At 55.2% G+C, this 25,271-nt stretch carries 28 protein-coding genes and 1 pseudogene; 16 read left to right on the forward strand and 13 right to left on the reverse strand.

The genetic code is table 11. The features are described from left to right. Nucleotides 1-110 precede the first annotated feature (110 nt). From AOC04_RS03470 to AOC04_RS03475, 3 genes and pseudogenes are all read right to left on the reverse strand, one after another. Nucleotides 111-914 carry a hypothetical protein gene (locus tag AOC04_RS03470; protein WP_060691170.1) on the reverse strand — a complete coding sequence of 268 codons (804 nt, stop codon included), beginning with the start codon at nucleotides 912-914 and terminating at the stop codon, nucleotides 111-113. 345 nt (nucleotides 915-1,259) lie between these two features. After that, nucleotides 1,260-1,435 (reverse strand): annotated as a pseudogene (locus AOC04_RS23720) (integrase); the annotation flags it as partial. Between the two features lie 2 nt (nucleotides 1,436-1,437). Beyond that, nucleotides 1,438-2,697 (reverse strand): tyrosine-type recombinase/integrase, encoded by a 1,260-nt coding sequence (locus AOC04_RS03475; RefSeq protein WP_034120713.1) that lies wholly within the window; start codon nucleotides 2,695-2,697, stop codon nucleotides 1,438-1,440. 420 nt (nucleotides 2,698-3,117) lie between these two features. Between AOC04_RS03475 and AOC04_RS03480 the strand changes: the two genes are divergently transcribed. The 7 genes from AOC04_RS03480 (at nucleotide 3,118) to AOC04_RS03510 (ending at nucleotide 9,570) form a co-directional block, all read left to right on the forward strand. Then, complete coding sequence (locus AOC04_RS03480; RefSeq protein ID WP_171970598.1) at nucleotides 3,118-3,864, forward strand: cysteine hydrolase family protein; 747 nt, start codon at nucleotides 3,118-3,120, stop codon at nucleotides 3,862-3,864. 39 nt (nucleotides 3,865-3,903) lie between these two features. Continuing rightward, nucleotides 3,904-4,788 carry a LysR family transcriptional regulator gene (locus AOC04_RS03485; RefSeq protein WP_060691171.1) on the forward strand — a complete coding sequence of 295 codons (885 nt, stop codon included), beginning with the start codon at nucleotides 3,904-3,906 and terminating at the stop codon, nucleotides 4,786-4,788. A gap of 345 nt (nucleotides 4,789-5,133) precedes the next feature. Then, nucleotides 5,134-6,309, forward strand: a complete 1,176-nt coding sequence (locus AOC04_RS03490) for an acyl-CoA dehydrogenase family protein (RefSeq protein WP_060691172.1) — start codon at nucleotides 5,134-5,136, stop codon at nucleotides 6,307-6,309. 3 nt (nucleotides 6,310-6,312) lie between these two features. Next, nucleotides 6,313-6,588: a MoaD/ThiS family protein gene (locus tag AOC04_RS03495; RefSeq protein WP_060691173.1), complete on the forward strand. Its 276-nt coding sequence runs from the start codon at nucleotides 6,313-6,315 to the stop codon at nucleotides 6,586-6,588. A 4-nt stretch (nucleotides 6,589-6,592) separates the two neighbouring features. Beyond that, entirely contained in the window at nucleotides 6,593-7,426 is an 834-nt protein-coding gene (locus AOC04_RS03500) for a hypothetical protein (protein WP_073514964.1), read from the forward strand. Between the two features lie 57 nt (nucleotides 7,427-7,483). Next, nucleotides 7,484-8,692 (forward strand): molybdopterin-synthase adenylyltransferase MoeB, encoded by a 1,209-nt coding sequence (gene moeB / locus AOC04_RS03505; protein ID WP_060691174.1) that lies wholly within the window; start codon nucleotides 7,484-7,486, stop codon nucleotides 8,690-8,692. A gap of 359 nt (nucleotides 8,693-9,051) precedes the next feature. Next, nucleotides 9,052-9,570 (forward strand): DUF4142 domain-containing protein, encoded by a 519-nt coding sequence (locus AOC04_RS03510; RefSeq protein WP_060691175.1) that lies wholly within the window; start codon nucleotides 9,052-9,054, stop codon nucleotides 9,568-9,570. A 58-nt stretch (nucleotides 9,571-9,628) separates the two neighbouring features. Here AOC04_RS03510 and AOC04_RS03515 read toward each other — a convergent pair whose 3' ends face one another. Beyond that, on the reverse strand, nucleotides 9,629-10,048 hold the full coding sequence (locus AOC04_RS03515) for a low affinity iron permease family protein (RefSeq protein ID WP_060691176.1): 420 nt from the start codon (nucleotides 10,046-10,048) through the stop codon (nucleotides 9,629-9,631). A gap of 300 nt (nucleotides 10,049-10,348) precedes the next feature. On the opposite strand from AOC04_RS03515, the gene AOC04_RS23275 reads away from it, so the two are divergent. Continuing rightward, entirely contained in the window at nucleotides 10,349-10,597 is a 249-nt protein-coding gene (locus AOC04_RS23275; protein ID WP_073509054.1) for a DUF1652 domain-containing protein, read from the forward strand. Nucleotides 10,598-10,650: 53 nt separating this feature from the next. Here the strand turns inward: AOC04_RS23275 and AOC04_RS23280 are convergent, their stop codons facing one another. From AOC04_RS23280 to AOC04_RS03535, 4 genes are all read right to left on the reverse strand, one after another. Then, nucleotides 10,651-10,977 (reverse strand): hypothetical protein, encoded by a 327-nt coding sequence (locus AOC04_RS23280; protein ID WP_073514965.1) that lies wholly within the window; start codon nucleotides 10,975-10,977, stop codon nucleotides 10,651-10,653. A gap of 122 nt (nucleotides 10,978-11,099) precedes the next feature. Next, entirely contained in the window at nucleotides 11,100-11,396 is a 297-nt protein-coding gene (locus tag AOC04_RS03525; RefSeq protein ID WP_060691178.1) for a DUF6388 family protein, read from the reverse strand. Nucleotides 11,397-11,500: 104 nt separating this feature from the next. Beyond that, the gene (locus AOC04_RS03530; RefSeq protein WP_060691179.1) at nucleotides 11,501-12,703 is read right to left on the reverse strand and encodes an MFS transporter; all 1,203 of its coding nucleotides are present in this window, start codon (nucleotides 12,701-12,703) and stop codon (nucleotides 11,501-11,503) included. A gap of 145 nt (nucleotides 12,704-12,848) precedes the next feature. Then, the gene (locus AOC04_RS03535) at nucleotides 12,849-13,169 is read right to left on the reverse strand and encodes an ElaB/YgaM/YqjD family protein (RefSeq protein WP_060691180.1); all 321 of its coding nucleotides are present in this window, start codon (nucleotides 13,167-13,169) and stop codon (nucleotides 12,849-12,851) included. 179 nt (nucleotides 13,170-13,348) lie between these two features. Between AOC04_RS03535 and AOC04_RS03540 the strand changes: the two genes are divergently transcribed. Then, the gene (locus tag AOC04_RS03540; RefSeq protein WP_003446553.1) at nucleotides 13,349-13,600 is read left to right on the forward strand and encodes a hypothetical protein; all 252 of its coding nucleotides are present in this window, start codon (nucleotides 13,349-13,351) and stop codon (nucleotides 13,598-13,600) included. 122 nt (nucleotides 13,601-13,722) lie between these two features. Here AOC04_RS03540 and AOC04_RS03545 read toward each other — a convergent pair whose 3' ends face one another. Further along, nucleotides 13,723-14,199 (reverse strand): GreA/GreB family elongation factor, encoded by a 477-nt coding sequence (locus AOC04_RS03545; protein ID WP_060691181.1) that lies wholly within the window; start codon nucleotides 14,197-14,199, stop codon nucleotides 13,723-13,725. 136 nt (nucleotides 14,200-14,335) lie between these two features. Between AOC04_RS03545 and earP the strand changes: the two genes are divergently transcribed. The 3 genes from earP (at nucleotide 14,336) to AOC04_RS03560 (ending at nucleotide 16,979) form a co-directional block, all read left to right on the forward strand. Then, entirely contained in the window at nucleotides 14,336-15,469 is a 1,134-nt protein-coding gene (gene earP, locus AOC04_RS03550; protein ID WP_060691182.1) for an elongation factor P maturation arginine rhamnosyltransferase EarP, read from the forward strand. Nucleotides 15,470-15,518: 49 nt separating this feature from the next. Further along, nucleotides 15,519-16,091 carry an elongation factor P gene (locus AOC04_RS03555; protein ID WP_003446557.1) on the forward strand — a complete coding sequence of 191 codons (573 nt, stop codon included), beginning with the start codon at nucleotides 15,519-15,521 and terminating at the stop codon, nucleotides 16,089-16,091. 135 nt (nucleotides 16,092-16,226) lie between these two features. After that, nucleotides 16,227-16,979 (forward strand): sulfite exporter TauE/SafE family protein, encoded by a 753-nt coding sequence (locus AOC04_RS03560; RefSeq protein WP_060691183.1) that lies wholly within the window; start codon nucleotides 16,227-16,229, stop codon nucleotides 16,977-16,979. On the opposite strand, the gene AOC04_RS03565 is transcribed toward AOC04_RS03560, so the two are convergent. Then, nucleotides 16,969-17,826: a LysR family transcriptional regulator gene (locus tag AOC04_RS03565; RefSeq protein WP_060691184.1), complete on the reverse strand. Its 858-nt coding sequence runs from the start codon at nucleotides 17,824-17,826 to the stop codon at nucleotides 16,969-16,971. The two genes, AOC04_RS03560 and AOC04_RS03565, sit on opposite strands and share 11 nt — an antisense overlap. Before the next feature lie 96 nt (nucleotides 17,827-17,922). On the opposite strand from AOC04_RS03565, the gene AOC04_RS03570 reads away from it, so the two are divergent. Then, entirely contained in the window at nucleotides 17,923-18,144 is a 222-nt protein-coding gene (locus AOC04_RS03570; RefSeq protein WP_060696861.1) for a DUF1127 domain-containing protein, read from the forward strand. A gap of 132 nt (nucleotides 18,145-18,276) precedes the next feature. On the opposite strand, the gene AOC04_RS03575 is transcribed toward AOC04_RS03570, so the two are convergent. Further along, a complete protein-coding gene (locus AOC04_RS03575) occupies nucleotides 18,277-19,623 on the reverse strand; it encodes a class II 3-deoxy-7-phosphoheptulonate synthase (protein ID WP_060691185.1) in 1,347 nt (448 codons plus the stop codon). A 160-nt stretch (nucleotides 19,624-19,783) separates the two neighbouring features. On the opposite strand from AOC04_RS03575, the gene AOC04_RS03580 reads away from it, so the two are divergent. Together AOC04_RS03580 and AOC04_RS03585 are read left to right on the forward strand one after the other, a co-directional pair. After that, nucleotides 19,784-20,539: a spermidine synthase gene (locus AOC04_RS03580; protein WP_060691186.1), complete on the forward strand. Its 756-nt coding sequence runs from the start codon at nucleotides 19,784-19,786 to the stop codon at nucleotides 20,537-20,539. 370 nt (nucleotides 20,540-20,909) lie between these two features. Beyond that, on the forward strand, nucleotides 20,910-22,583 hold the full coding sequence (locus tag AOC04_RS03585) for a DEAD/DEAH box helicase (protein WP_003446572.1): 1,674 nt from the start codon (nucleotides 20,910-20,912) through the stop codon (nucleotides 22,581-22,583). 156 nt (nucleotides 22,584-22,739) lie between these two features. On the opposite strand, the gene AOC04_RS03590 is transcribed toward AOC04_RS03585, so the two are convergent. Continuing rightward, on the reverse strand, nucleotides 22,740-23,507 hold the full coding sequence (locus tag AOC04_RS03590) for a DODA-type extradiol aromatic ring-opening family dioxygenase (protein ID WP_060691187.1): 768 nt from the start codon (nucleotides 23,505-23,507) through the stop codon (nucleotides 22,740-22,742). A gap of 100 nt (nucleotides 23,508-23,607) precedes the next feature. Here AOC04_RS03590 and AOC04_RS03595 point away from each other — a divergent pair, with 100 nt between their 5' ends. Then, complete coding sequence (locus AOC04_RS03595) at nucleotides 23,608-24,267, forward strand: thiopurine S-methyltransferase (RefSeq protein WP_060691188.1); 660 nt, start codon at nucleotides 23,608-23,610, stop codon at nucleotides 24,265-24,267. A 54-nt stretch (nucleotides 24,268-24,321) separates the two neighbouring features. Here the strand turns inward: AOC04_RS03595 and htpX are convergent, their stop codons facing one another. Continuing rightward, nucleotides 24,322-25,209, reverse strand: a complete 888-nt coding sequence (htpX, locus tag AOC04_RS03600; protein WP_060691189.1) for a protease HtpX — start codon at nucleotides 25,207-25,209, stop codon at nucleotides 24,322-24,324. Nucleotides 25,210-25,271 lie beyond the last annotated feature (62 nt).

Genomic DNA, 25,271 nt, shown 5'->3' on the forward strand with positions numbered 1-25,271 from the left:
TGAAGGCTCATCGTATCGAAACTACTTCTATCTTGATTTTCTCTGATAGCCGACTTCGGTTGAAGGTGATACGCAAAGCCTGGGCCGAGGCTCAAGACTTTTAATCATCTTTAAAGAGTTTGCTCAGCAGGATCAGGGTCTACCTGTTCGTACATGGTTTTTTTGTATTCAATTGGGTGGCCAACAATCTCGTCAGCGTAATCGCACTTGCGATCCATGAGGTTGTTTAGGTAGGTGCTGGGCGGCGTCAGTAAATCACTATTTTTTGTAGCTGTTGCGAGCAACCAAATCAATCCAATTCCAACCTCTATACAGAAAACCATGCCGATTTCTACCTGTTGCCCCCAATGATAAAGGGTGACGAAGTCATATTCAGACTCCGCTTCGCCCCTATCTTTTTTGATATGAGGCATCAGACCCCTAGGGTTTGGATGTGCCCCGAAGTCTATGCATACGTTGTACAGAGCTTTGAGGTACTCCTCTAGATCTGCTTGATGTTTACCTACCTCAACGGCAGCTAATTCAACCGCTGGGCCAAAGGTTTTTTTGTGCAGTCTGAGGGCGTCCTTATCCTTGTGACGGTTCTCCCAGAGAATCTCCGTTTCGGGCCTGTTCTTAGCGACAAGTAAAGCGTAACTGGCGCATTCCAACGCCGTTCTAAGCGAACTATGTATCGCAGCAGGATGCCCAGAGATAGCAGTGCGGACAGCAGCAAGGAAAACTGCCTGAGATTGAAGTGCTAATTGTTGAGCCGCTGAGCCGAGGACTCCCCAATTTATGATCTGTTCGCCAATCTTGTTTACGCACTCATTCAACAGCTGGAGAGCTAAAGGGTTTTTTTCCCGTACTTCCTTGGTAACGGTGTCCGCACCATCCAAATAAACAGTGAGGAAATTGTTTGTCGGATCGTTCATTTTATCTTCCTGATTTGATGGGTACATAAATTTAGCTGTTTTTTCAAAACATGAGAGCAGGTAATAGCTGCAAGATGAACTTCTGCAGCCATCCAGAGGATTTATAAAGTATTTAGGCCTGTTTTTCAGAGCATGGCTGCGTCAGATACGGCGCGGGCCTACTGGAACGGTTACAAACCTGCAGCTTTTTTTAGATCTTTTGATGCCAAATATAGCACTGCGTCTTCAACCTCGGGCTGCGAGACTCCTTCAGCATCCATTGGCAGGAACAGACGAGCAGGAATGTCGCCCCGAAGGTCAGGGAACTGCGCTTTGGTGCCGCCGAAATGTGTCTGCATAGGGTTTGTAATCTGCTCGGTTGTAGGCGCTCCGCATTTCGTCCTTGTCACCTTCGGCGAGCGCCACCTCGATCAACTCAGGCTCCCGCTCCCAACCATGCTCGTTGAGAATAGTGCTGGCCATTGAGGGCATTCCATGTCTACCTGACGCCTTTCGTGAACCATCCGCTTCAGCGCCATGTTTACTAAATAATGGCAGACCCATTTACGTTGCGTGTCACAAAGTCGGCCCAATCAGCCATCAATACACGGCGTTTTTCCAATAAGTCACTTCGCCAGTAGGCCGCCTCAGCGCCGCTGGCGACAACGTGAGCCAAAGCCATCTCGCAGACTTCGCGTGCATGGGGTGTACATTCAGCAGCCCAGTCCCTGAATGTGCTGCGAAACCCGTGAGCAGTAATGACTTTGTCATTGCTATCGCGCCAGCCCTTGCCACCATCTTTCAGGTCCTTTTGATCCATGCGACGCAAAGTCATTAACATGGCCATATTGCTAATGGGGCGACCTTTACGAGCCCCTGGAAACAGCAACGAACTACCTTTGATTCGTGGGATAGTTTCGAGCAGTGCGATGAGCGCATCCGATAGCGGCACGGTATGAATTTTTCCCGCTTTCATTCGCACCGCTGGAATCGTCCATAGCTTGGTTTTCAAATCAACCTCACTCCAGTCGGCTTCAAGAACCTCGCTGGTTCGGCACGCAGTGAGGATCGCCATTTTGAGTGCGTAGGCGGATTGACCTTCGACACTTTCGAGTGCCGGCATGAAACGAGCCAATTCCGAGTAGGGTAATGCAGGGTGGTTTTGGGTACGTTTAGCCTTGGAACTCGGTGGCAGCAGCTTGTCGAGGTGTCCACGCCAGCGTGCTGGATTTTCACCGTCTCGCAATCCACGTGCTTTGGCGGCATCAAGGACTAGTTCGATCCTGTTACGAACCCGGCTAGCTGTTTCGGCTTTGCTGCTCCAGATGGGTTTTAGAATATCGAGGACGTGCTCGGTGGTGATCTGGTTGGTGGCGAGTTCGCCGATGACGGGCGCGGCGTAAGTAGCCAGTGTGTTCGTCCATTGCTGGGCGTGTTTGACGTTTTTCCAGCCAGCACGGTGAGCTTCTATGTAATCGGCTGACACGTCCCGGAACGTGATGGCTTTATTTTTCCGTTGCAGCTCAGCGGTCACCTGTGCCGCTCGTTCATCGTCACGAGCCTGTAAGGGGTCAATACCATCGCGCAATAAACGGCGCTTATCGCTACTGTTTTGCCGAGCTTCCTTAAGGCCGATTGCAGGATAGGTGCCTAACCCCATCTCCCTCCGCTTTCCGGAGAGCTGGAAGCGCAGTACCCAATACTTCTTCCCATTGGGCTTGATCAGGAGACGTAGGCCATCTCCGTCCTCGTAGGTGCCTGGGGTCGTCAGGTTTTCAATTTGCTTAGCGGTCAGCTTTCCCATGGGAATATCCTTTATCTATTTTGTTCCCCCATTTGTTCCCCCACAACGGCTAGGAAGGTGACGAATGTTGGTAGATGTCTTGAGACGATGATAGGCTTGAAAGCGCCGTAATATAAAGGGTTGTGAGGCGTTTTGGGTTTGTGGTGGATTTTAATTTGGCGGACTCCTTCACCGCCACATTAAGTAAACACAAACCCCTGATTTTCCTAGAGAAAGTCGGGGGTTTGTGGTTTCTGGCGTCTGGAAAAGGGCGGATGCCCGGACTTGAAGCCTGGATTACGTATCTCCTCAAGCTCGGGAATTTCGCTGTGATCTGTGCATTTTCCAAACAAATATTGTGTTCTTCAGTGCGTTGTTCCCTTTGTACCAGGCTCCTAAAGTTGGCCTCCCAAGCCCACTTCACAATCAGGAAACCTTCTAATGACAACACTCGCCACTTTGTCCAAATTCGTGCCCTTTAAAATGACTTTGCCTGCCGTGCTCAAGTCCACGTTGGCCGGAGTAGGCTTGATGATGGTGGGTAGCCAGTTCGCGACCGCCGCCGATGCACCAGCCAATGCCCATCCGACCATCCGTGCAATGTCCGGTGTCGGGCCTGCAGATCATCTGGTTGCCAAATCTACCGCGCTGCTGGTGATTGATTTCCAGAATGAATATTTCACCGGTCGCATGCCGATCCCGGACGGGATGACCGCACTGAACAACACCCGGCGCCTGATCGACTTCGCGGACAAGGCAAACATCCAGGTTATTCACGTACAGCATGTTTCGCCGGCTGGCACGGCGGTGTTTGCCGTGGATGGCAAGACGGTCGATTTTCACCCGTTGATGAAGCCGCGGGCGCAGGACAAAGTTGTACAGAAGACGTCGGTCAGCGTATTTGCCAGCACTGACCTGGACGCACAGTTGAAGAAAGCCAAGATCGACACGCTGATTATTGCCGGCTTGATGACCCATGCCTGCGTCGCCGGTGCTGCCCGTGACGCGGTGCCGCTGGGTTATAACGTCGTGGTAGCATCCGATGCCACTGCAACCCGTGCCATAACACGCGCCAATGGCCAGTCGGTGTCTGGCAATGAACTGCAAAATTCGTCCCTGGCTGAAATTGAAGACACCTTCGGTTCTGTTCTCACCAGCTCACAGATCCTCGGCTTGACGGTCGACTGATCAACCAGATGTTTCACCTGACTTCGGACCGCCTGTTTCATGAATCAGTTGTCTGCCATGCGCGCCTTTCGTTGCATCGTCGAAGCCAGGGGATTCTCTGCCGCCGCAGAGCGTCTGGATACCACCCATTCGACGATCTCGCGGCAACTGCAGCAGCTTGAAGTTGAACTGGGTGTTCAGTTGATCAACCGCAACACCCGCCGCTTCAGTCTTACCGGGCCGGGCGAGCAATACTACGCAGCCTGTGTCGATATTCTTGAGCGTGTAGAGGCGGCTTCGCAGGCCATTGCACAAGGGCACCAGCGTGCTGAGGGCTTGCTGCGGGTCAGCGTACCCTTGGTTGTCGGCACCCTTGATTTGCCGCAATGGCTGCCAGGTTTTCAGAAGCGTTATCCCGATATCGAGCTTGAACTGTGTTGTGACGATCAGTTCATTGACCTGGTCGCCGAGGGGGTGGATGTGGCAATCCGTATCGCCGGCCCGTTAAGCGATACCACGCTGGTTGCCCGCACGCTGACCGTCTCAAAGCTGATGCTGGTTGCGGCCCCCGGCTACATTCGCAGCCACGGGCTGCCGCGTACGGCTGAGGATCTGAGTAAACATCGTTTGCTGACGTTTGTCGGTGCATCCTCGGACTGGGAATTGAGTGCCAGTCGGGGAGCATCGGTCAGGGTCACACCATCGGGCCGGTTCAAGACCAACACCATCATTGCCCTGCATGCTGCGACACTGGCTGAGGCAGGCATCGCCTGTTTCACCCTTGCCACTGTGCGCAACGACCTGGCCACAGGGCGGCTGGTTTCTATTCTGCCCAACTACAGCCTGGGCGAGCGCCACTACTACGCGATATATCCCCAATCCCGATATCAGGCGCCCAAGGTCAGGGCTTTTGTCGACTATCTGGCAGAGCATTATCGGTCTTAGAAAGGTGGAGCGCTTGTCCGCAGTGAATATGGAGTGTTGGTACGACATTTCCGGCGTGAGCGCCTGGAGCTTTTGACCTGCTCGAGGTCTAGTATGTAAGTGAGATTTTTCTCTTTAAAGATTTTTTTCCGGTGCAGCCTGAATTCACCCTGCTACACTGAATTGCGCAGTAGCGGTGGCAGAGTTTTAACTTTCCTTAACATCCAACTTACTGAGTAATCGGTGGGGGCGTCTATGTGAAAGAACGGCCTCTCTTGAATCCATAGAAATACATTATATGAGTGTGGTACTACAATGCCGTCGTCCGGATGATGTCGGCTACTTTTAATACTTGAAGGATTAAGTATGAATATTGATTGGCAAGGGGCAGGCAATGTTCAGAGTATTTTTGGCTCGCTGATTGAGGACGAACTTAATGCGCATGTGAAAGCGCGGGATCAAAATTCAACTGTTATTCCCAATGAAGTGATAGAGAAATTTGCACGTCTAGGGCTCTATAAATATAACCTTCCGGGGCGCTTTGGTGGACGGGATGCTGGCTACTACCAATGGGGGAAGGTGTTAGAGGAGTTGGGTTACCTGTCGCAGGATACATCATTTCCATTTTTGATTTCTGTGCGCATGTCCGTTATTACTTTTTTGATTGCAGTAGATCGACAAGGTGTTATTGATCACTTTGTGGGTCCCTTGGTTCAGGGGGCGTTAGGGGGGGCATTTGCTTATACAGAAAATGCCGATGCTTTTACCTTTAAAAGCAATGCGCGACCTGAACAGGGCGGTGAAAGTTATATTTTGAATGGTCTTAAGCAATTAGTGACCGGAGGGGAAACAGCTGATTTGTTTATAGTGTTTGTCAGGAGTGAAACCAGTGATGTGCAAATTTTTCTGGTGAAGTCTGATGATCCAGGTGTAGAGGTTGCTCCACGTATTATGCACGGTGTACGCTCATTCGGTATGGCGACGTTGAGTCTGTGTGATGTCGTGCTTGGTAAAGAACGGTTGTTAGTCGCTACAGACGGTTTAAGTTTTGCACAGCGTTATTTTCTTAATTGTCGTCGTTCTTTGCAGACTACGCTTTTTCTAGGTCGGGCGCGGGCTGTCATTGAGGAAACCATCGCTTATTTGAAAAAGACAGTACGGTACGGTGTTCCTCTTGTAGACATGCAGCATGTGCAGGCCAATATTGGTGAAATGTACATAGCGCTGGAAACTGCCCGCACGGTAGTTTTTCATTCTTTGGAACGTCAGGCTCGTGGAGAAAGTGATTCCTATTGGGACGTCATATCATCTACTGCTAAATACCATGCGGTCGAAGAGATTACCTTTATTGCGACGATGTCGTTGAAATTAACGGGAGGGTGGGGGTACACCGAAAGCACAGGTATAGGTCGCGCGCACAGGGACTTCATGGCGTTGATCGCTGGTGCCGATCCGCAAGAGAAGCTTAAAGTAGATCTGGGTTTACGAATGGTTCATGAGCTGGACATGATTCAACAACGGGATCAATACAAGGAAGTTTGAACAATGAACGTTAAATTATCTGGAAATCTTGCGCGTTTTGTAAATTACAAAAAAGAGCTGGTGCTGGCGACGGCAGGGCTGAATACAGTTCATGATGCATTATTGAAACTGGTAGAAACCTATCCCGCTTTAAAAGACATAGTTTTTGATAAGGCGGGGCGGGTTAAGAATGGATATTTAATTTCATTGAACGGTCGGCGGGTAGATCCTAATACGCATGTCGAGAAAATCGCCGAATCGGATTGTATCGATGTTTTTACCGCGATAGCAGGAGGCTGATGCCATGAAAGACAGGACGATTAGCATTACTCATCCCGTTGAATCCGTACTATTTGGGCCTTATCAGTTTCACGCGCACTCGTTGATGCAGATGAGTTATAGTTCCATGTGGTCCTGGGGGCAGCACTGTCTACATGTTTCCTTTCCAAGCATGATCAAAGATTACGCGCAAGCCGTGGTTGCGGTGGGGGCCGAGGTTGAATATTTAGAGCCCTTTGAAGTATTTGATGCTGATGAGTTTTCGATTACGGTAGAGCGTTTTCATGTGCGTCAGGCTAATAGTATATTTGATGTATTGCACACTATTACCGCTGCGGGCATCAACATCGCACGGGTTAGTGTTCGTTGGAAACTAGTTGTGCTGGACGGTGATGACGCATTATCAGCCACGCCTGGTGTTATTAGAGACGCTTTGCTGCAGCAGTTTCTACCCTCGGAAATAAACCCGTCACGGGTGAAGAGACCTTTGCCTGAAAAACTCGAAATAATTGAATTGGAAGGCGTGATGTTGACGTCTTTTGAGCATCCATTTACGTTGTATCGTCATCGCTGTGAAGTGGCTGATCAGTGGGCATTTAATGAATTACCCGCCTTGGGGGCTGAAAGCAGAGAGAGTTTGATAGATGCGCTAGAAAATGATCCTCATGAACTTTGCAGTTCTCTTGGGTACCCATTGAAAACCATCACGATGGAGTGGCGATGCCCTTTCTATCTTCTTGATAAAGGGGTCGTAACTACCACTGCCTACAAACATATTGATGCGCTCGTGTTTGTTCATAAGATTTACAATATCACCCGCGCGAATACCCTTGCGGCCATTGTGATTGAAGAGTTTTAACGCTGCTGAATCGAATATCGCGTAAACCCGATCCTGAAATGTGAAGGGAGCAATACGATGAGCACGGAGGCAAGGACTCGTTATGACCGGCTTGAAGCCGAAGAAATGTGCCTGTATTCACGGCATTTACTGATCCCGTCGATAGGCATGAAGGGGCAGTTGGCGTTGAAAAATGCCAGTGTATTGATGGTCGGTGCTGGTGGGTTGGGATGTCCTGCCTTGCTCTATCTGGCAGCTGCGGGTGTGGGGCGTCTGGGAATTATCGACGCCGATCAAATTAATGTTTCCAATGTGCATCGCCAGGTCTTGTTTCGTATCACCGATAAAGGACGAAACAAGGTGGATGTGGCAAAAATGCGTCTACAAAAGCTCAATCCCTATATCGAGATCGAGACCTATCTTGAGCGATTCAGCCTCGAAAATGCTCAAGCCCTCGTTTCCAGATACGACATCATCATTGATGGCACGGATAACTTTACGGCCAAATATTTAATCAATGACGTTTGCTTTTTAGGGGGCAAGCCCTTGGTGTACGGAGCAATCATGCAGTTTGAAGGGCATGTCACGGTATTTAACGCGCTGGACGCTGGGGGGCGACGTAGCGCTAATTACCGGGATCTGTACGATGGCCTGCCGGATGCCGCTTTGGCACCGAACTGTGCGGAGGCCGGAGTGTTGGGTGTTTTGCCCGGTATTATTGGCTGCTTTCAGGCCAACGAAGCGATCAAGCTGATCACTGGAGTCGGGCAGCCACTGATAAACCGTCTAATGGTCTATGACGCCCTTGAGGCCACAAGTCGGGAAATTGGTTATTCGAGTATCGACGATAATCCGTTGCGCGACCCGGTGCGCTCGGCGTTACTTGAAGAAGTAGCGCAGGTCTGCAGTGCGTCGAGTGCCAGTAATGATTTCATGATCAGCATCGCGGATTTTGCCGCGTTAATCGGTGAAACTCCGATCCACTTGATAGATGTGCGTGAAGAGCACGAGCGTGAGCAAGTTTCTATCGGTGGTGATCATTTTCCCTTGAGTGAGGTTGGAGCATGGTCGTTATGCTGTGAGGATGGCCGGCCGATTGTGCTGTACTGCCAATCGGGTGTGCGCAGTCAAAAGGCGGCAAGAATACTTGCCGTACAGGCACTCAAGTCTCCAGTTTTTAGTCTGCAAGGGGGGCTCAGTGCGTTTCTGGGCGCAGACCACTATCAGCAGATGATTGCCACTCTGGCGTTGTGTAAATGCCCTTTAAGGCATCACGGCCATATATAGAGTGCGGTTGCAGTTTATGCCCGCCATGTTCTGGCGGGAATTTTTGCTGGTTCTTTGATTATGTATCTTGCTATCCAATCGGCGGCTGCACGGTTCGAACAAGAATCCATGCCGATGATATTGGCCTTTTAGGGCTTGTTACCCTCATGGCTGATATCAACAGTGTCCTGCGCTTTTTGAACCTTTCTGATTAGTCCTGCCTGCCCCGGTGCTGATGGTGGCGGAAAATGCGGGGAGCTGATCTTGCTCGATGCCCGAAATCACCGCCGGTCAGAAAAAAAGCCTTTATCTAAACCTTTGAGGCCATGGGCCTTCAGATTCATTGCAGGGAATAAACCTGCCTTTTTCTGGAGGACGTTATGAAACACCTGATTGGCCCTAAACGCTTCGTCGCAGGATGTGCCCTGGCATGTGCCCTGGTGGCGGCGGGTGCCGCTGTCGCAGCCAGTCCGGCCAACTTTGTTGATGAGGCCTCTGCGGCCGGGATAGCCGAGATTGAAACCAGCCGTATGGCGATTGGCAAAACCTCTTCGACGGACATTGAGAGTTACGCCGTGGAAATGATCAAGGACCATACGGATGCCAATCGGGACTTGAAAGACATCGCGCAAAAGCATGATCTGCACGTGTCGACCGATGAGCAAATACTGAACAAGGCCAAGAAGCTGATGCTGCAAGTGCAGGAGGGCGACTCATTTGATGCCGCCTATGCCGCCAATCAGGTTAAAGCCCATGAAGAGGCGATCGAGCTGTTTAAACAGCAGATCAAAGATCCCGGTTCTCCCGAGTTAAAGGCCTTTGCCGAAAAGTATTTGCCGAAACTCGAGATGCATCTGGGGATGGCCAAGAAGCTGGTGGACGCGCATCACAAGTCTTGAGCAGCGCTCTGTAAGTCCGCCGGCGGCCATTAGCGCAGGCGGACTGCGGAGCTGACAATCACTGCGGCGCACTGTCCGTTTTGCTGGCGGTGGCGCTGACGGTGGTGTCTACCACACTCACCTCGACTTCCCCATTTTCGCCAATATGCTGATATTGCTTGCGAATAGCCCTTAACTCCTTCGACGTCATTCGGTCCAGGCCGATCACTGCGTTTTGTGCCTCTTTTGTCGCGCGCAGCAATTCGTCGATCTTGATGTGCAGCACATCGTTGTCGCGGTTTTGCGTGTTCTGGATCACAAATACCATCAGGAAAGTGATGATGGTGGTTGAGGTGTTGATGATCAGTTGCCAGGTGTCGTTGTAATGGAAGAACGGCCCTGTAGCCGCCCATAACACGATCAAAAACAAGGCAACCTGAAAGGTACGCGGGCTCCCTGCGCGTTTCGCAAGGCCTTGGGAAAGTTTGTCGAAGCTCATAGCCGGTCGTCCAGTAAGTGGGGTGTACAGGTGTGACCACTGGCCGGTATAGAAATTCTTTCTTACACTTGTTTTGTTGAATAGTGATGAAGGTTTTATGTCGGTTTTTGCATGGGGAAAACAGGGAGTGTGTGTTGCTGCGCAGTGATGCAATCGCTCGCAAGCCAGGCTCCTGCAGAGGGTTTCAGCGCATCAGCTAGATGGCGCCGGTTATTTCCATGCCCCCACCAGCCCGTAGAGGCTGGCCGTTCGGTCACAGACGTTTGCGTGCTCAACTTTAAACTTACTCAGGAGATACCCGTGATTTCCAATCTCGAGTTACGCAGCCTTATTGAAGGCAGTTTTTCACCTTTTACCTGCCAATGTACGGTCACCGCTGACGCTTGTTTAACCGTGCGGGTGTTTGACGCATCGACGGGAAGAGTAGAGTTGCTGGTGACGGGAATCTGCGCAAGCAACCTGTCCAGTGCCCATGCGATTAACCAGTTGATCAGCGAGTTGCGTGACGAGCTTGCGTGTAATCAACACCCGGTTAAACATCGCATCTAGTCGCACTGCGCTGCTTAAAAGGCTGCGCCCCATGGGGTGCAGCCTTTTTGCTTTCAGGGTTTGGGTATTGCGGGCGTTGTAGCAGGTGCAGAAGTGTCGTCATCACTGCCAATCGGGCCATTACCGTCTGTATTCATCCCGCCCTGACGGCCAGGGTCGTTGCCCTGCACTCTGGGATCCACTGATGGGTGGGTCGGAATGTCGGCATCGTTATGGATTTTGGAGTCGGAGTTTATGGTGGGTCTGACGTCCTGGCCGGAAGGCGGGTCGGCAGGTTGTGTCGGCACGGTCGGGCCAGTAGAGGAGGCGGCCAGGCTGGTGGCGGACACCACGCAAAGCACGGCGGCAAAGGACAAGGTTTTTATCGATGAGCTGATCATGGTTGCGTCTCCAGACAATGGGGAGTCGTACCTGATATTGGTGTGCCGGCGCGGGCGATTAGTGCGATGCAAGCGACGAGCGGTGGCGGATTAACCGTGCACCGCTGGCGGGTAGGGTCGGCTCAGACCGCGATGTCATTCAAGCCGCAGTATTCTTCCCAGCTCATGTCCAGGGCTTCGGCTACTTCTTGATGAACTTCAAGGCGCATGGCTTCGAGTTCCTCTGGCGAGCGGGCGATCAGTTGCAGCGCCAGTTCCCAGGCTTCGATTCCCTGATCGTCGGCAGCGCTCTCAAATGCCCAGAGAATTTGTTGCTGTCGGTCTTCGGCGCTCAGTTCTTTCATCTCTTCGAGCAGCTCGGGGTGCGCCTTGATAAAAGTGTCCAGGGCCAGTTCGTTACGGGATTCTTTAGGGATCATGCGGCGTCTCGAAGCAATAAGACGGCCCGCATGGGCGGGCCGCTTTCAGGTGGGATACGCATCCTAGCGAGTTCACCCAGTGATGAAAAGTGCTGCACCCACGCTTAAGCGACGGGCTGCAGCCTGCTTTCCTGCTGCAAGGCATATCCCCACACCGCCAGTGCCAGAGTCGCAACCACTGCACCGACAACCACGATCCCGCTCCAGCCATAGACCGGATAGGTCTGCGCGCCCACCAGCGAGCCCAGTGCCCCGCCAATGAAATAACAGGTGATGTAACCGGCGTTCAGGCGATTGCGGGCTGCCGGACGGACTTTAAACACTGCGTTCTGATTACTCACGTGCACCAGTTGCACGGCAAAATCGAGCACCAGAACGCCGATCAACAATGCAATCAATGAGTGGCCGGCGAACGCCATGGGCAACCAGCATGCGAGCAGGGCCAGCAGGCCGACGGTGGTTGCCAGTTGGCCTTTGCCGCGATCAGCCATGCGTCCGGCCCAGTTTGCGGCGATAGCTCCTACGGCACCCGCCAGGCCGAACAGGCCGATGATCGCGTCGGAGTAGCTGTAAGGCGGTACGGCCAGCAGAAAAGCCAATGGCGTCCAGAACAGGGCGAACAGCGAGAATGTCAGCAGGCCCAGGATTGAGCGCAGACGCAGGACCGGTTCTTCGACAAACAGTTTGAACACCGACCCCAGCAATTTCGGGTAGCTCAGGCCGGCGCTCTGGTGATGGTTGGGCAGTGCGCAAAACAGGGCGATGGCGCTGACCGTCATCAGGGCGGCAGCCACCAGATAGATGGTTCGCCAGTCACCTGCCGAAGACAGCGCGCCGGCGACCGTTCGGGCCAGCAAAATCCCCAGTAGCAGGCCACTCATCAACGTACCCACCACCCGGCCCCGGCTCTGCGGGTCCGTCAGGCTGGCAGCCATGGGCACCAGCACCTGGGCTGAAACCGAAAACAGGCCGGTCATCGCCGTGCCGACCAAAAGCCAGGGCAGGGACGGTGAGAATGCGCTTAGTAACAGGCCCAGGGCGCTGAGTACGGTCATGCTGACGATCAGTCGGCGTTGCTCGAACAGGTCGCCCAGTGGCACCAGCAACACCAACCCGGCGCCGTAGCTCAATTGAGCGGTGATCACCACGGTTCCGGCGCTGCTCATGCTCAGGCCCAGTTCCTGGGCGATGGTATGCAGTAAGGGCTGGGCGTAATAATTGCTGGCGACGGCCAGGCCGGTGGCGGTCGCCATCAACAGAATCAGGGCAGTGCTTAAAGGTTTCGTAGCAGCAGTGGAAGCGGACATTGACTGTCTCGTTGGCATGGGGAAGACGATCAAGTATCAGGACTGCCCGTCATGGATGTCACTGAATATGTCCGGAATTTTAATTTTTAAACAACAAAGCCCCTCGCCATAACAGCGAGAGGCTTTGTTTGATTGCGCGCTGGAGTTAGTTGCGACGTCCCAGCAGCAGGCCAACCACCAGCCCGAAGCCGGCCGAGACGGCCACCGTCTGCCACGGGTGGCCACCGATGTAGTTTTCGGTGGCATCGACCACGGGCTTGGTGCGTTCACGCACGTTGCTCACCGAGTCGAGGGCCTGCTTGAGCTTGAGGCCCACCTGAGCGCGCAGGGTTTCGCCTTCTTCGCCGACCAGGGACGCACTGTCCTTGAGCAGCTTTTCAGATTCGGCAATCAATAGTTGCAGCTCGCTGAATGCTTGATCCTTGATTTGATCTTCAGCGGCTTGTACGGCATTTTTTCGAGCCATTGCGATACTCCTTGCAGGTGAAAAGGGGAGATGAGTAATGGAGTCAACCCAATGCTAAAAAGTTGCATCTGTTTTGGGGCCGATTGTGCTTCTGAGGTGAGAGCGTAGTCAAAAACCGGACTAAGACACTTCTTTCGACGGTGTAAGATGTCTTCTAATTTACGCCGCAGGAAATTCCTATGAGCTTCAATCTCGCCAACAAACCCCTCGCTGAGCGTGCTGCGCTTGAAGATGAAAAGTCCCGTCTGTATGACCTTTGGCAGAGCAATCTGGGTAAAGCCAAAGGGGATGCTGCGCGTTTGTTCGGTGAGCGTGCCAAGCGCAAGGGCAAATGGGCGGAGTGGGTGCGTTCGGAGCTGGACGCAATGTCGCCTCCCGAATACGCCAACATGGTGCGCAGCGAAGTGAACCGCCTGATGGCCGCCAAGTAACGCCCGGCCCGGCTTTTGATCCTGATCTACCGGCACCTCCGCTCGGCCACCCTGTGATGGGCATCCGCATCTCCCCCGGGTATCGAGTGGCAACAGTGATTTTGCCCAGCGCCCAGGGCTGCCTACTCGACCTCGCAGACAGTAAAGCCCTGTGCGACCCCGGCTATATTGATGAGCACTTCATCCTCCGGCTGCTTGCCCAGCAACGCCGCGCCCAGCGGCGAACGCGGGGTGATCACGGTCACGGTGTGCCCGTCATGGACAAGCTTGAGCCCCGCGGCATCCGGGGCGAGAAATAACCATTGCCCGCTCCCGGCTTCCAGATGGACCAGTGCCCCCACTTGAATGCCGTGCGCGGGGTCGAAGGGCGCGAGGGTCATCGCCTGACAGTTTTTCAGCGCCTGGCGGATTTCCTCAACCCGGCGTGCCTGGCCTGTGGCCAGATAGGACGCCTCAAGCCCGAGGGTGTCGTACTTGTTCTCGGCGATGTTTTCGGCGTGGGTGGCCGCTTCATAGGCGGTTTGTGCTGCCCGCTGGAGCACATCCAGATCGATTGCGAGCTTTTCCAGCATCAACAGGTACACAGCGTTCTTGTTCATAGGTCGGGGGTTTTCAACGTGGGCATGACGGCAATCGGCGATTGTCGCACGAGTGCCCGGCAGATTAATCCGCCTGAAGCCTTCTGTACGCACTGAATAATGCGGACAATCAGCCCTTTGAATGTAGGAGCCCGGAATGAAAGCCTCCTGGGATATTTTTTGCAGTGTGGTCGATAACTACGGCGACATTGGTGTGACCTGGCGCCTGGCCAGGCAATTGGTCGCCGAGCATCAGCAGACCGTGCGTTTGTGGGTCGATGATTTGCAGGCCTTCGTGCCGTTGTGCCCGGAGGCCGATGCTTCGGCGGCGCAACAAGTGCAGCAGGGAGTCGAGGTGCGTCAGTGGCCTGTGCAGTGGCAATCGGTGGACGTCGCCGATGTGGTGGTGGAGGCCTTCGCCTGCAAGCTGCCAGAGGGCTATTTGCAGGCCATGAAGGCGCGCCCTAGGCCTGCGTTGTGGATCAATCTGGAGTATTTGAGCGCCGAAGACTGGGTCAGTGGCTGTCACGGTTTGCCTTCCATGCGTGCGGACGGCCTGAAACGGATGTTCTTTTTTCCGGGCTTTGGTCAAGGCACTGGGGGGCTGTTGCGTGAAGCTGATTTGCTCGCCCGTTGGCGTGCCTTTGAGCAAGATCCCCAGGCCAGGCTGGCGTTTTTGCAGGGGCTGGGGGTGTTTCCTAAAAGTAACGCCCGGCTTGTTTCGTTGTTCGCCTATGAAAATTCAGGGTTGGCCAGCTGGCTGGACGCCATGGCCGCGGGCAGTGTGCCGACCCATCTGCTGGTGCCCCAGGGGCGAATCATGGGCGACTTGCTGCGCTGGCTCGAGGTCAATGAGCTTGTGCCCGGTCAGGTCGAGCAGCGGGGAGCCTTGAGCATCCAGGCCTTGCCGTTCGTGCGCCAACAGGATTACGACTACCTGTTATGGAGTTGTGACTTCAACGCGGTGCGCGGCGAAGACTCGTTTGTGCGGGCCCAGTGGGCCGGGCGGCCGCTGCTTTGGCACATCTATGAGCAGGAAGAAGACGCGCACTGGGTCAAACTCAATGCGTTCCTGGCTCTGTATGTAAAAGGTCTTTCTGCGCCCGCTGCTCGTGCATTTACCGGCTTGTGGCATGCCTGGAATGCCGGGTCAGATATGGCGCAAAGCTGGAATTTGCTGCTTGAACACTGGCCCGAGATCACTGCGCACGCTGAGCAGTGGTGTCTGGAACAGTCATTGCAGGCAGATCTTGCGCAAGCGCTAGTACTGTTTTATAGAAATTGGATATGATACGCGGCCTAGATTTTTGTAAATCTCATTCCAAATTCGGATACTCGCAATGAAAACTGGTAAAGAGCTTAAACCCGGTACAGTCATCAAGCTCGAAAACGACCCTTGGTTGGTTCAAAAAGCTGAATTCACCAAGTCCGGTCGTAACAGCGCAATCATGAAGACCAAGCTGAAAAACCTGCTGACTGGCTACAAGACTGAAATCGTATACAGCGCTGACGACAAGCTCGAAGACGTGATCCTGGATCGCAAAGAAGCGACCCTGTCCTTCATCAGCGGCGACACCTACACGTTCATGGACACCACTGACTACACCATGTACGAGCTGAACGCTGAAGACATCGAAGCCGTTCTGCCGTTCATCGAAGAAGGCATGACCGACGTTTGCGAAGCGATCTTCTTCGAAGAGCGTCTGGTTTCCGTAGAGCTGCCGACCACTATCGTGCGTCAGGTTGACTACACCGAAGGTTCCGCTCGCGGCGACACTTCGGGCAAGGTGATGAAGCCTGCCAAACTGAAAAACGGTACCGAGCTGAGCGTTGCAGATTTCGTTGAAATCGGCGACTGGATCGAGATCGACACCCGTGACGGTGGCTCCTACAAGGGCCGCGCCAAGGTTTAAACCTGGCGTCAATCGCACGATGAAAAAGCCCGGCCGCAAGGTCGGGCTTTTTTTTGCCGGTCAAAAAGCCCCGGTTTAGAGCTTTGCCGCAGGCGGGGGACTGGTTAGCATGGGCGCTCATCAAGAGGTAGCGTAATGCTGATCGATTTTGCAATGTACGCCGCCCTGGGCATCGCTCTGGGGGCGATGGGCGGGTTGTTCGGGATTGGTGGCGGCCTGATTGCGATCCCTGTTTTGGGGTTGTGGTTCGGCCTGGATCAACAGATAGCGCAAGGCACGGCGTTGGTCATGTCGGTGCCCAATGTGTTTCTCGCGCTGTACCGCTACCACCAGCGCAATAAAATCGATCTGCGCCAGGCACTGCCACTGGTGCTGATGAGTTTTTGTTTCGCCTGGCTGGGCGCCGTGCTCGCCGTGGGTGTGGATGCGCGCAGCATTCGTTGGGGCTTTATCGCCTTTTTGCTGGCGATCGCTCTCTACAACCTGATCAAACTGTATAGCGCACCTGCACGGCCGGTAGCCGGTTCACGCTATGGCTGGCCTTGGTTCGGCGTACTGGGGGCGGTAGCGGGTACTACGGGAGGACTGTTCGGTGTCGGCGGGGCCGTGGTGGCGGCGCCGGTATTGACCAGTGTCTTCGGCACTTCGCAAGTGGTGGCTCAGGGGCTGTCGCTAGCCCTGGCCGCACCCAGTACCGCGGTCACTCTGTTGACCTACGCGGTGCATGGCGAGGTCAACTGGATCATGGGCTTGCCGATGGCTGTCGGTGGGCTGTTAAGCATCAGTTGGGGGGTCAAGGTCGCCCACGCCCTGCCAGAGCGCAGGCTGCGCGTTCTGTATTGTGCCTTTTTGCTGCTGTGTGCCGGGTTGCTGGCAATTAAAGCTTAAAGCCCTCGACGATGTACTCGGCAAAGCACTCGATGATGGGCGAGGACGCGTTGTTGGGCTTGCGCAACAGCACAATGCTGGCGGAGGGCAATAGCGGCAGGTTTTCGGCCTCGCCAATAATCCGCAAATCGGGGGTCAGAAGGCTTTGCAGTTGGGCCGTCACGGCCAGCCCGGTGCTGACCACGGCATTGATCGCCGCCAGGCTGGCGCTCGTATAGGCGACCCGGTATTCGCGCTGCATGATATCCAGCGCATTGCAGGCCCAAGTCCGGCAAAAGCAGTCAGTGTTGAACATCGCCAGTGGCAAGGGCGTTTGTTCATGGGGCGAGAAGCCCTGGGCCACCATCCACACGAATCGCTCCTGACGTAAAACCTGGCCCATTTCAGAGCCGGGTTTGCGGGTCACGATGGTCAGGTCCAGATCATTTCGCTGTAGCAATTGCACCGACGGTTCGCAATGCACCTCGACGTTGATCAGCGGGTAATCCTGAGCAAACCGTGACAGCACACCGGGTAGAAAACGCATGACGTAATCATCCGGAGAACCGATTTTGACGGTACCCACCATGTGCGGCTGACGCAGGGTATTGAACACTTCACTGTGAAGTTTGAGGATGCGCCGCGCATAGCCGAGCAACACATGTCCTTCGGGAGTAAGGCTGACATTGCGCCCGTCGCGCTGGAACAGTGCGCATTTGAGCACGTCATCTTCGAGCCGTTTCATCTGCATGCTGACGGCTGACTGCGTGCGGTTGACCACTTCGGCGGCGCGGGTAAAACCACCGTGATCGGCAATCGCGGCAAAGGTGCGCAGCAGGTCGGTATCGATGCTCGGAAATTCGGCCATTGATCAATCTCGCAGATGTATCGCATAAGAAACATTCGTTGGATTGATCTTAAGCCCGGGCAGAAACTTGAGCCATCCCCACGGAGGTCTCAAATGATGAAAGGTCAAAAAGGTTTTGTCCGGGTCGCCCGGGCAGTCAGTCAGAATTCCTGGGCACAACGCATGGCGGGTCAGATTGCCCGCTGGTACCAGCTGTCGCGCCAGAGGGCACATCTGCGACGGATCAGTGATGCGGGGCTTAAAGATCTGGGGCTGAGCAGGGCGGATATCGAAACTGAAAGCCATCGGGCTTTTTGGGATGATCCGTTCAATAAATGAGCAGGGTCGTGCAGGCACTGTCTTTGTGGGCGTTGGCTTGCCAGCGATGCAGTCGACGCGTCCTGTCTTGAAAGAGCGCTGATGCTATCGCCGGCAAGCCGGCTCCCACTGCTTTTGCACAACTCAGGTGGGCTAGCGCTTGACCTGTTTCAGCGTCTCGGCAATCAAGAATGCCAGCTCCAGCGATTGATCGGCGTTCATCCGCGGGTCGCAGTGGGTGTGGTAGCGGTCCGACAAGCCATCTTCGGTGATGGGCTTGGCGCCGCCGATGCACTCGGTGACATTTTGCCCGGTCATCTCGATATGAATCCCGCCGGCATAGCTGCCCTCGGCTTCGTGGACCTGGAAGAACTGCTTCACTTCGCCAAGAATCTGCGCAAAGTCGCGGGTCTTGTAGCCGCTGCTGGCCTTGATGGTGTTGGCGTGCATCGGGTCGCAGCTCCACAGCACTTTCTTGCCTTCGCCTTCAACCGCACGGATCAGTTGTGGCAAATGGTCGCCTACCTTGTTGGCGCCCATGCGCACGATCAGGTTGAGGCGGCCCGGGTCGTTGTCAGGGTTGAGGATGTCGATCAGGCGCACCAGATCGTCGGTGTTCATGCTTGGACCGACCTTGACCCCGATCGGGTTGTTGACCCCGCGCAGGAACTCGACGTGGGCACCATCGAGCTGGCGCGTGCGGTCACCGATCCACAGCATGTGCGCCGAGCAATCGTAGTAGTCGTTGGTCAGGCTGTCGCGCCGCACGAAAGCTTCTTCGTAGTTCAGCAACAGTGCTTCGTGGGCAGTAAAGAAGCTGGTTTCGCGCAGTTGCGGCGAGCTGTCCATGCCACAGGCACGCATAAACGCCAGGGTTTCATCGATGCGGTTGGCCAGCTGGCTGTATTTTTCTGCCAGTGCGGAGTTGGCGATGAAGTCCAGGTTCCACTTATGGACCTGGTGCAGGTCGGCAAAGCCGCCCTGGGCAAAGGCGCGCAGCAGGTTCAGGGTGGCCGTGGACTGGTGATAGGACTGCAGCAGGCGCTCCGGGTCGGGTACACGGCTTTTTTCATCAAAACCGATACCATTGACGATGTCACCGCGATAGGCCGGCAGGGTCACGCCATTGATGGTTTCATCATTGGCTGAGCGCGGCTTGGCGAATTGCCCGGCCATTCGCCCGACCTTGACCACCGGGCAGCCGGCAGCAAAGGTCATGACGATGGCCATTTGCAGCAGCACTTTGAAGGTGTCGCGAATCTTGGCAGCCGAAAACTCGGCAAAGCTTTCAGCGCAATCGCCACCCTGTAACAGAAACGCCCGACCCTCAGTGACCTCGGCAAACTGGCGCCGAAGCTCGCGAGCTTCACCGGCAAACACCAGTGGCGGATAGCTCGCCAGGCTTTGCTCTACGCGTAGCAGGTGAGCTGCGTCAGGGTAATGGGGTTGTTGCTGGATCGGCAGGGCGCGCCAGCTGTCAGGGCTCCAGGGTTGGCTCATTGCAGACTCTAGTATGGGAAGGGGATGGCGCATGTTAGCAGCAATTAGTGCGTGACCTGTTGCGTCGCAATGGCCGACAATCGGCGCTTTCTGCTCGGCGCCGAGTGGTTGTTTTTTAGAGCGTTGCCCGGGGTGTGCCGGGGCGCGGCAAGGAGAGGAAATGTCTGAGGAGCGCGTTGAGCGTCTGCTCGCTGAAGTTCATGATGACTTCGGCATGATTCGGGTGCTGGAGGTGGCTGATTACCGCTTCCTCGAATTTGGCGATGCGATCGAGCAAAGCTGCGTGTTCACCGCTGATCCCTGCTGGCTGGAGTACGACTACACCCGCGCCATGCTGATTGGTGCGCTGTGTCATGAGGCGCCCGAAAGCGCATTGTTTTTAGGGCTTGGTGCCGGAACCCTGACTCAAGCCTGTCTCAAATTTTTGCCGCTTGAAGATGTTGAGGCCATTGAACTGCGCCCGGATGTGCCGCGCCTGGCCATTGAATACCTGGGGCTGGACGATGACCCCCGGTTGTACATCCGGATCGGTGATGCCCTTGAACTGCTGGATAGCGCGGAGCCTGCGGACCTGATTTTCGTCGACCTCTACAATGACCTGGGGCCGGCAGCCGGGCACCTGGCCTGGAAGTTTCTCGAAGACTGTCAGAAAAAGCTGTCCGCCAATGGCTGGCTGGTGATCAATCAGTGGGCGACCGATGACGGCAAGCCTCTGGGGGCCGCCTTGCTGCGTGGTTTGTATCACCGCCATTACTGGGAGTTGCCGGTGAAGGAGGGCAACGTCATCCTGCTGGTGCCGTCCGATCTGGATCAGACCCTGGATATCGATGCGCTCACTGCCCGGGCCCAGGCCCTGGCCCCGCGTCTGGGCTACTCGCTGGACTCGCTGATCAAGGCGATTCGCCCGGCGACCTGAGGCCCGGCGATGAAACGTTTTAGCGTTTGCCCCAGAAGGGGCAGGCGCGAAACGATTTCACAAGGGCGAAAATATCGCCGAAGCCCGGTATGCAGAGGCATACAGACGAGTTTGTCTTAAAAAAACGCTTCTTTTTTTTGATAAATCCGGTATAGTGCGCGCCGGCCTTTAGCCGGGCCACGTTTAGGTGTCGCATTTCCCGAAGCACGCTTCGGCTGCTCGTCCGTTTCGCGGACAACCCTGAACGCTCCATTCATTTAACGTTTTCGCAAATCCCCGCCGACAAAGCAGCCAGGGCGACTCTTGAGTCTTACACGGCATGCGCAGCTTTGGAGCATGGGTCTTTGCGGATGCACTTAGAGGCAGACCCATGACCCAGGAAACCGGCGGCTTCGCCGCTTTTAATCTTAATCCGAACATTCTTGCAGCTGTCATTGCGACTGGCTACGAAGAACCTTCGGCTATTCAGCAGCAATCGATCCCGATCATTATGGCCGGTCACGACATGATTGGTCAGGCGCAAACCGGTACGGGTAAAACCGCCGCGTTCGCTCTGCCGATCCTGCATCGCATCGATCCTGCTAAGCGCGAGCCGCAAGCCCTGATCCTGGCGCCAACCCGTGAGTTGGCGCTGCAAGTAGCAACCGCTTTCGAAACTTATGCCAAGCAAATGCCTGGCGTTACCGTTGTGGCCGTTTACGGCGGCGCCCCTATGGGTCCACAACTGAAAGCAATCCGTAATGGCGCACAGATTGTTGTCGCCACTCCGGGCCGTCTGTGCGACCACTTGCGTCGTGACGAAAAAGTATTGGCAACCGTGAACCACCTGGTTCTCGACGAAGCTGACGAAATGCTCAAGCTGGGCTTCATGGATGACCTTGAAGCGATCTTCAAGGCTTTGCCTGCTACCCGTCAGACCGTATTGTTCTCGGCTACCCTGCCGCAGTCGATCCGTGCCATTGCCGAACGCCATCTGCGCGATCCGCAACACGTAAAAATCCAGACCAAGACTCAGACCGTTACCGCGATCGAACAGGCTCACCTGTTGGTTCACGCTGACCAGAAGACCTCGGCTGTATTGAGCCTGCTGGAAGTCGAAGATTTCGACGCCCTGATCATGTTCGTACGTACCAAGCAAGCGACCCTGGATCTGGCAAGTGCCCTGGAAGCCAAAGGCTATAAAGCTGCTGCGCTGAACGGTGACATTGCCCAGAACCAACGTGAGCGCGTTATCGAATCCCTCAAGGATGGCCGTCTGGACATCGTTGTAGCGACCGACGTAGCGGCTCGTGGTCTTGATGTTCCACGTATCACTCACGTGTTCAACGTTGACATGCCTTACGATCCAGAGTCTTACGTTCACCGTATCGGCCGTACCGGCCGTGCAGGTCGCGAAGGTCGCGCGCTGTTGCTGGTAACTCCTCGTGAGCGCCGCATGCTGCAAGTGATCGAGCGCGTAACCGGTCAAAAGGTTGCTGAAGTCCGCCTGCCGGATGCCCAAGCTGTTCTCGATGCCCGCATCAAGAAGTTGACCAACAGCCTGACGCCACTGGTTGCTGACGCTGAATCGACTCACGGTGATCTGCTGGATCGCCTGATTGCCGATATCGGTTGCAGCCCGCGTGCTCTGGCCGCTGCTCTGTTGCGCAAAGCTACCAACGGTCAGGCTCTGACGTTGGCTGCGATCGAACGCGACCGTCCACTGGTGCCGAACAGCGCACCGCGTGAGCGTTCGTCCGAGCGTACTGGCGACCGTCCGGACCGTGGTGATCGTGAGCGTCGTGCTCCGGTTCCATTGGCCGAAGGCCGTGCACGTTGCCGTACCGCGCTGGGTGCGCGTGATGGTATCGCTGCCAAGAACCTGCTGGGCGCTATCCTCAACGAGGGTGGCCTGGCACGTGAAGCAATCGGTCGCATTCAGGTGCGTGACAGCTTCAGCCTGGTAGAGCTGCCGGAAGTAGGTCTGGAAAGTTTGCTGGCCAAACTCAAAGACACCCGCGTTGCCGGCAAGCAGCTCAAGCTGCGTCGCTACCGCGAAGATTAATCACTGCCTGGCTGTGATTGATCGCTAAAAAAATCCCCGACTGGTTCGGGGATTTTTTTGCCTGCAATTTGAGGGGCGAGCGGCATAAAACGGTGGGAGCGGGCTGGCTCGCGATTTCCCCGCAAGCAAGGCGGTTATTGCAAGGTGTGCGTGGTGTCACCCGAACCGGTAGATATCCATCCCCAACGCGCCCAGCGTCCAGCCCTGGTGGGCAATGCTGAAAGAGCCACCTGCGCCGCGGGCGAAGTACAGCGGCAAGAGATGTTCGTCGCTGGGGTGATTTTTAACTGCAAAAGGCGCCAGTTGCCGGTATTGGTGCAGCGCCGGTTGGTCGTCAGCGGCAAGTTTTTCGATCATCCAGTCGCGAAAGGCTTTGGCCCAGGGCTCTATGCTTTCCGGGCCCGCGTGCCAGTCCAGCTCGCGCAGGTTGTGAGTGATGCTGCCGGACCCAATCATCAGGACCCCTTCGCTACGCAAGGTTGCCAGCGCGCGCCCGATTTCAGTCAGGCCTGCAGGCCCGAGCTGACTGGGCAATGAAACCTGGACTACGGGAATGTTGGCTGCCGGATACATCAACGAGAGGGGCACCCAGGCGCCGTGGTCAAAGGGCCGTTGTGCGTCCAGACCGGCCGCCAAGCCATGTTCGGCCAGCAGTTCCACAATGCGCGCGGCCAGGACAGGCTCACCCGGGGCTGGGTATTGCACGGCAAACAGGGCGGGCGGGAAGCCGCCAAAGTCATGCCAGGTCTCGGGTGCGGGGTTGCTGGCGACCCGCAGGTCGGTGCTTTCCCAGTGCGCAGAAACCAGCGCGATGGCTTTTGGCCGGGGTAGCTCGGCTGCCAGGCGTTTGAGTGCCGGGCCACTGGCGCCGGGCTCAAGTGCGAGCATGGGAGAACCGTGTGAGATATACAGGCTGGGCAGCATGGGATGGGGCCTCAGGGTTAAGATGTGCCATCTTCAACCCGGCATTGATCTAAATCCAATATAAGTTTTAGTGCTTATTGATCGAATTTAAAGGTGAATCATGCAGCCTGAATTTTGGCACGACCGGTGGCAGCGTAATCAGATCGGTTTCCACCAGGAGCAAGTCAATCCCTGCCTTGAACGGCTATGGCCCCAACTTGAATTGCTTCGTGGCGCTCGGGTTCTGGTGCCTTTGTGCGGTAAAAGCCTGGATCTGAGCTGGCTGGCGGCCAGTGGCTTTGAGGTCTTGGGTGTAGAGCTGTCGCAAACGGCGGTGGAGCAGTTCTTTAGCGAACAGAGGGTCACGCCGCAGGTTCGTGAGCAAGGCGGCTTCAAGGTGTATGAGGCGGGCCCGGTGACGATCATATGCGGCGACTTCTTTGCCTTGAGTGCGGCAGACGTTGCCGGGTGCGCAGGGCTTTATGACCGTGCGGCGATCATTGCTTTGCCACCGCAAATGCGTAAGGCCTATGCCTTGCACCTGTCGCAAATCCTGCCCCGGGACTGCAGGGGGTTGTTGATTACCCTGGATTACGATCAGCACGAGATGAAAGGCCCTCCGTTCTCGGTGCCTGATGATGAGGTGCAGCAATTGCTGGCGCCTGCCTGGTCACTGCAGATCGTTGAGCAGCCGGACGTTCTGGGTCAGAATTGGAAGTTCCTTAAAGGCGGGGCGTCGCGTCTGGTGGAGAGGGTGTACCGGGTGTGCAAGACCGCCTGAATTGCAGGCATGAAAAAGGGCGACCGGAGTCGCCCTTTTTACGTTGCCGTGCTATCAGCCGCGGCGACGCAGTGCATCGATACGTTCTTCCAGAGGCGGATGGCTCATGAACATCCGCGCAAGACCTTGCTTGAGCCCGCCGTTGATGCCGAAAGCCGCCAGGGTGTCAGGCATGTGTACTGGCAGGCCTTGTTCGGAGCGCAGGCGCTGCAGGGCGCTGATCATGGCCGTTGTGCCGGCAAGTTGTGCGCCGGCTTCGTCAGCCCGGAATTCACGCTTGCGCGAGAACCACATCACGATGGCGCTGGCGAGGAAGCCCAGTACCAGTTCGGCGAAAATGGTCGCGACGTAGTAAGCAATACCGCGGCCTTCATCGTTCTTGAATATAACTTTGTCGACAAAGTTGCCGATGATGCGGGCGAAGAACATGACGAAGGTGTTCACCACGCCTTGCACCAGTGCCAGAGTCACCATGTCGCCATTGGCAACGTGACCGATCTCGTGAGCCAGTACAGCTTTTACTTCATCGGGCGAGAAGCGCTCCAGCAAACCCTGGCTGACAGCGACCAACGCATCGTTTTTATTCCAGCCAGTGGCGAAGGCGTTAGCCTCGTATGCCGGGAAAATCCCTACTTCAGGCATCTTGATCCCTGCTTCGCGGGACAGTTGCTCAACGGTTTGCATCAACCATTGTTCATGGCGGGTACGGGGCTGGGTGATCACCTGGGTGCTGGTGCTCATCTTCGCCATCCATTTGGAGATGAAGAGCGAGAACAAAGACCCTGCAAAACCAAAGACCGCACAGAATATCAACAGCTGACTGAGGTTCAGATCAACCCCGTTGGCCGCCATGAACCCGTTAAAGCCGAACAGGCTCAAGGTAATGCTGGCAATCAGCACGACCGCCAGGTTAGTGGCCAAAAACAGCAGAATGCGCATCATGGTTGTAAGAATCTCCTCGTCTTAAAGGTATTGCCGCATGCGGGTATATAAGGTGCTGCCAC

It is taken from the genome of Pseudomonas versuta (assembly GCF_001294575.1).
GTDB classification, from domain to species: domain Bacteria; phylum Pseudomonadota; class Gammaproteobacteria; order Pseudomonadales; family Pseudomonadaceae; genus Aquipseudomonas; species Aquipseudomonas versuta.

Coding starts and splice junctions, on each gene's coding strand:
- AOC04_RS03540 (WP_003446553.1), top strand. CDS start 13,349: ATGAGCTTCAATCTCGCCAACAAACCCCTCGCTGAGCGTGCTGCGCTT.
- AOC04_RS03490 (WP_060691172.1), top strand. CDS start 5,134: ATGAATATTGATTGGCAAGGGGCAGGCAATGTTCAGAGTATTTTTGGC.
- AOC04_RS03565 (WP_060691184.1), bottom strand. CDS start 17,826: ATGGCCGAATTTCCGAGCATCGATACCGACCTGCTGCGCACCTTTGCC.
- AOC04_RS03545 (WP_060691181.1), bottom strand. CDS start 14,199: ATGAACAAGAACGCTGTGTACCTGTTGATGCTGGAAAAGCTCGCAATC.
- AOC04_RS03570 (WP_060696861.1), top strand. CDS start 17,923: ATGAAAGGTCAAAAAGGTTTTGTCCGGGTCGCCCGGGCAGTCAGTCAG.
- AOC04_RS03560 (WP_060691183.1), top strand. CDS start 16,227: ATGCTGATCGATTTTGCAATGTACGCCGCCCTGGGCATCGCTCTGGGG.
- AOC04_RS03480 (WP_171970598.1), top strand. CDS start 3,118: ATGACAACACTCGCCACTTTGTCCAAATTCGTGCCCTTTAAAATGACT.
- moeB (WP_060691174.1), top strand. CDS start 7,484: ATGAGCACGGAGGCAAGGACTCGTTATGACCGGCTTGAAGCCGAAGAA.
- AOC04_RS03475 (WP_034120713.1), bottom strand. CDS start 2,697: ATGGGAAAGCTGACCGCTAAGCAAATTGAAAACCTGACGACCCCAGGC.
- AOC04_RS03495 (WP_060691173.1), top strand. CDS start 6,313: ATGAACGTTAAATTATCTGGAAATCTTGCGCGTTTTGTAAATTACAAA.
- AOC04_RS03535 (WP_060691180.1), bottom strand. CDS start 13,169: ATGGCTCGAAAAAATGCCGTACAAGCCGCTGAAGATCAAATCAAGGAT.
- AOC04_RS03555 (WP_003446557.1), top strand. CDS start 15,519: ATGAAAACTGGTAAAGAGCTTAAACCCGGTACAGTCATCAAGCTCGAA.
- AOC04_RS03525 (WP_060691178.1), bottom strand. CDS start 11,396: ATGATCCCTAAAGAATCCCGTAACGAACTGGCCCTGGACACTTTTATC.
- AOC04_RS03515 (WP_060691176.1), bottom strand. CDS start 10,048: ATGAGCTTCGACAAACTTTCCCAAGGCCTTGCGAAACGCGCAGGGAGC.
- AOC04_RS03530 (WP_060691179.1), bottom strand. CDS start 12,703: ATGTCCGCTTCCACTGCTGCTACGAAACCTTTAAGCACTGCCCTGATT.
- AOC04_RS03485 (WP_060691171.1), top strand. CDS start 3,904: ATGAATCAGTTGTCTGCCATGCGCGCCTTTCGTTGCATCGTCGAAGCC.
- htpX (WP_060691189.1), bottom strand. CDS start 25,209: ATGATGCGCATTCTGCTGTTTTTGGCCACTAACCTGGCGGTCGTGCTG.
- AOC04_RS03580 (WP_060691186.1), top strand. CDS start 19,784: ATGTCTGAGGAGCGCGTTGAGCGTCTGCTCGCTGAAGTTCATGATGAC.
- AOC04_RS03575 (WP_060691185.1), bottom strand. CDS start 19,623: ATGAGCCAACCCTGGAGCCCTGACAGCTGGCGCGCCCTGCCGATCCAG.
- AOC04_RS03590 (WP_060691187.1), bottom strand. CDS start 23,507: ATGCTGCCCAGCCTGTATATCTCACACGGTTCTCCCATGCTCGCACTT.
- AOC04_RS03500 (WP_073514964.1), top strand. CDS start 6,593: ATGAAAGACAGGACGATTAGCATTACTCATCCCGTTGAATCCGTACTA.
- AOC04_RS03585 (WP_003446572.1), top strand. CDS start 20,910: ATGACCCAGGAAACCGGCGGCTTCGCCGCTTTTAATCTTAATCCGAAC.
- earP (WP_060691182.1), top strand. CDS start 14,336: ATGAAAGCCTCCTGGGATATTTTTTGCAGTGTGGTCGATAACTACGGC.
- AOC04_RS03595 (WP_060691188.1), top strand. CDS start 23,608: ATGCAGCCTGAATTTTGGCACGACCGGTGGCAGCGTAATCAGATCGGT.
- AOC04_RS23280 (WP_073514965.1), bottom strand. CDS start 10,977: ATGATCAGCTCATCGATAAAAACCTTGTCCTTTGCCGCCGTGCTTTGC.
- AOC04_RS03510 (WP_060691175.1), top strand. CDS start 9,052: ATGAAACACCTGATTGGCCCTAAACGCTTCGTCGCAGGATGTGCCCTG.
- AOC04_RS03470 (WP_060691170.1), bottom strand. CDS start 914: ATGAACGATCCGACAAACAATTTCCTCACTGTTTATTTGGATGGTGCG.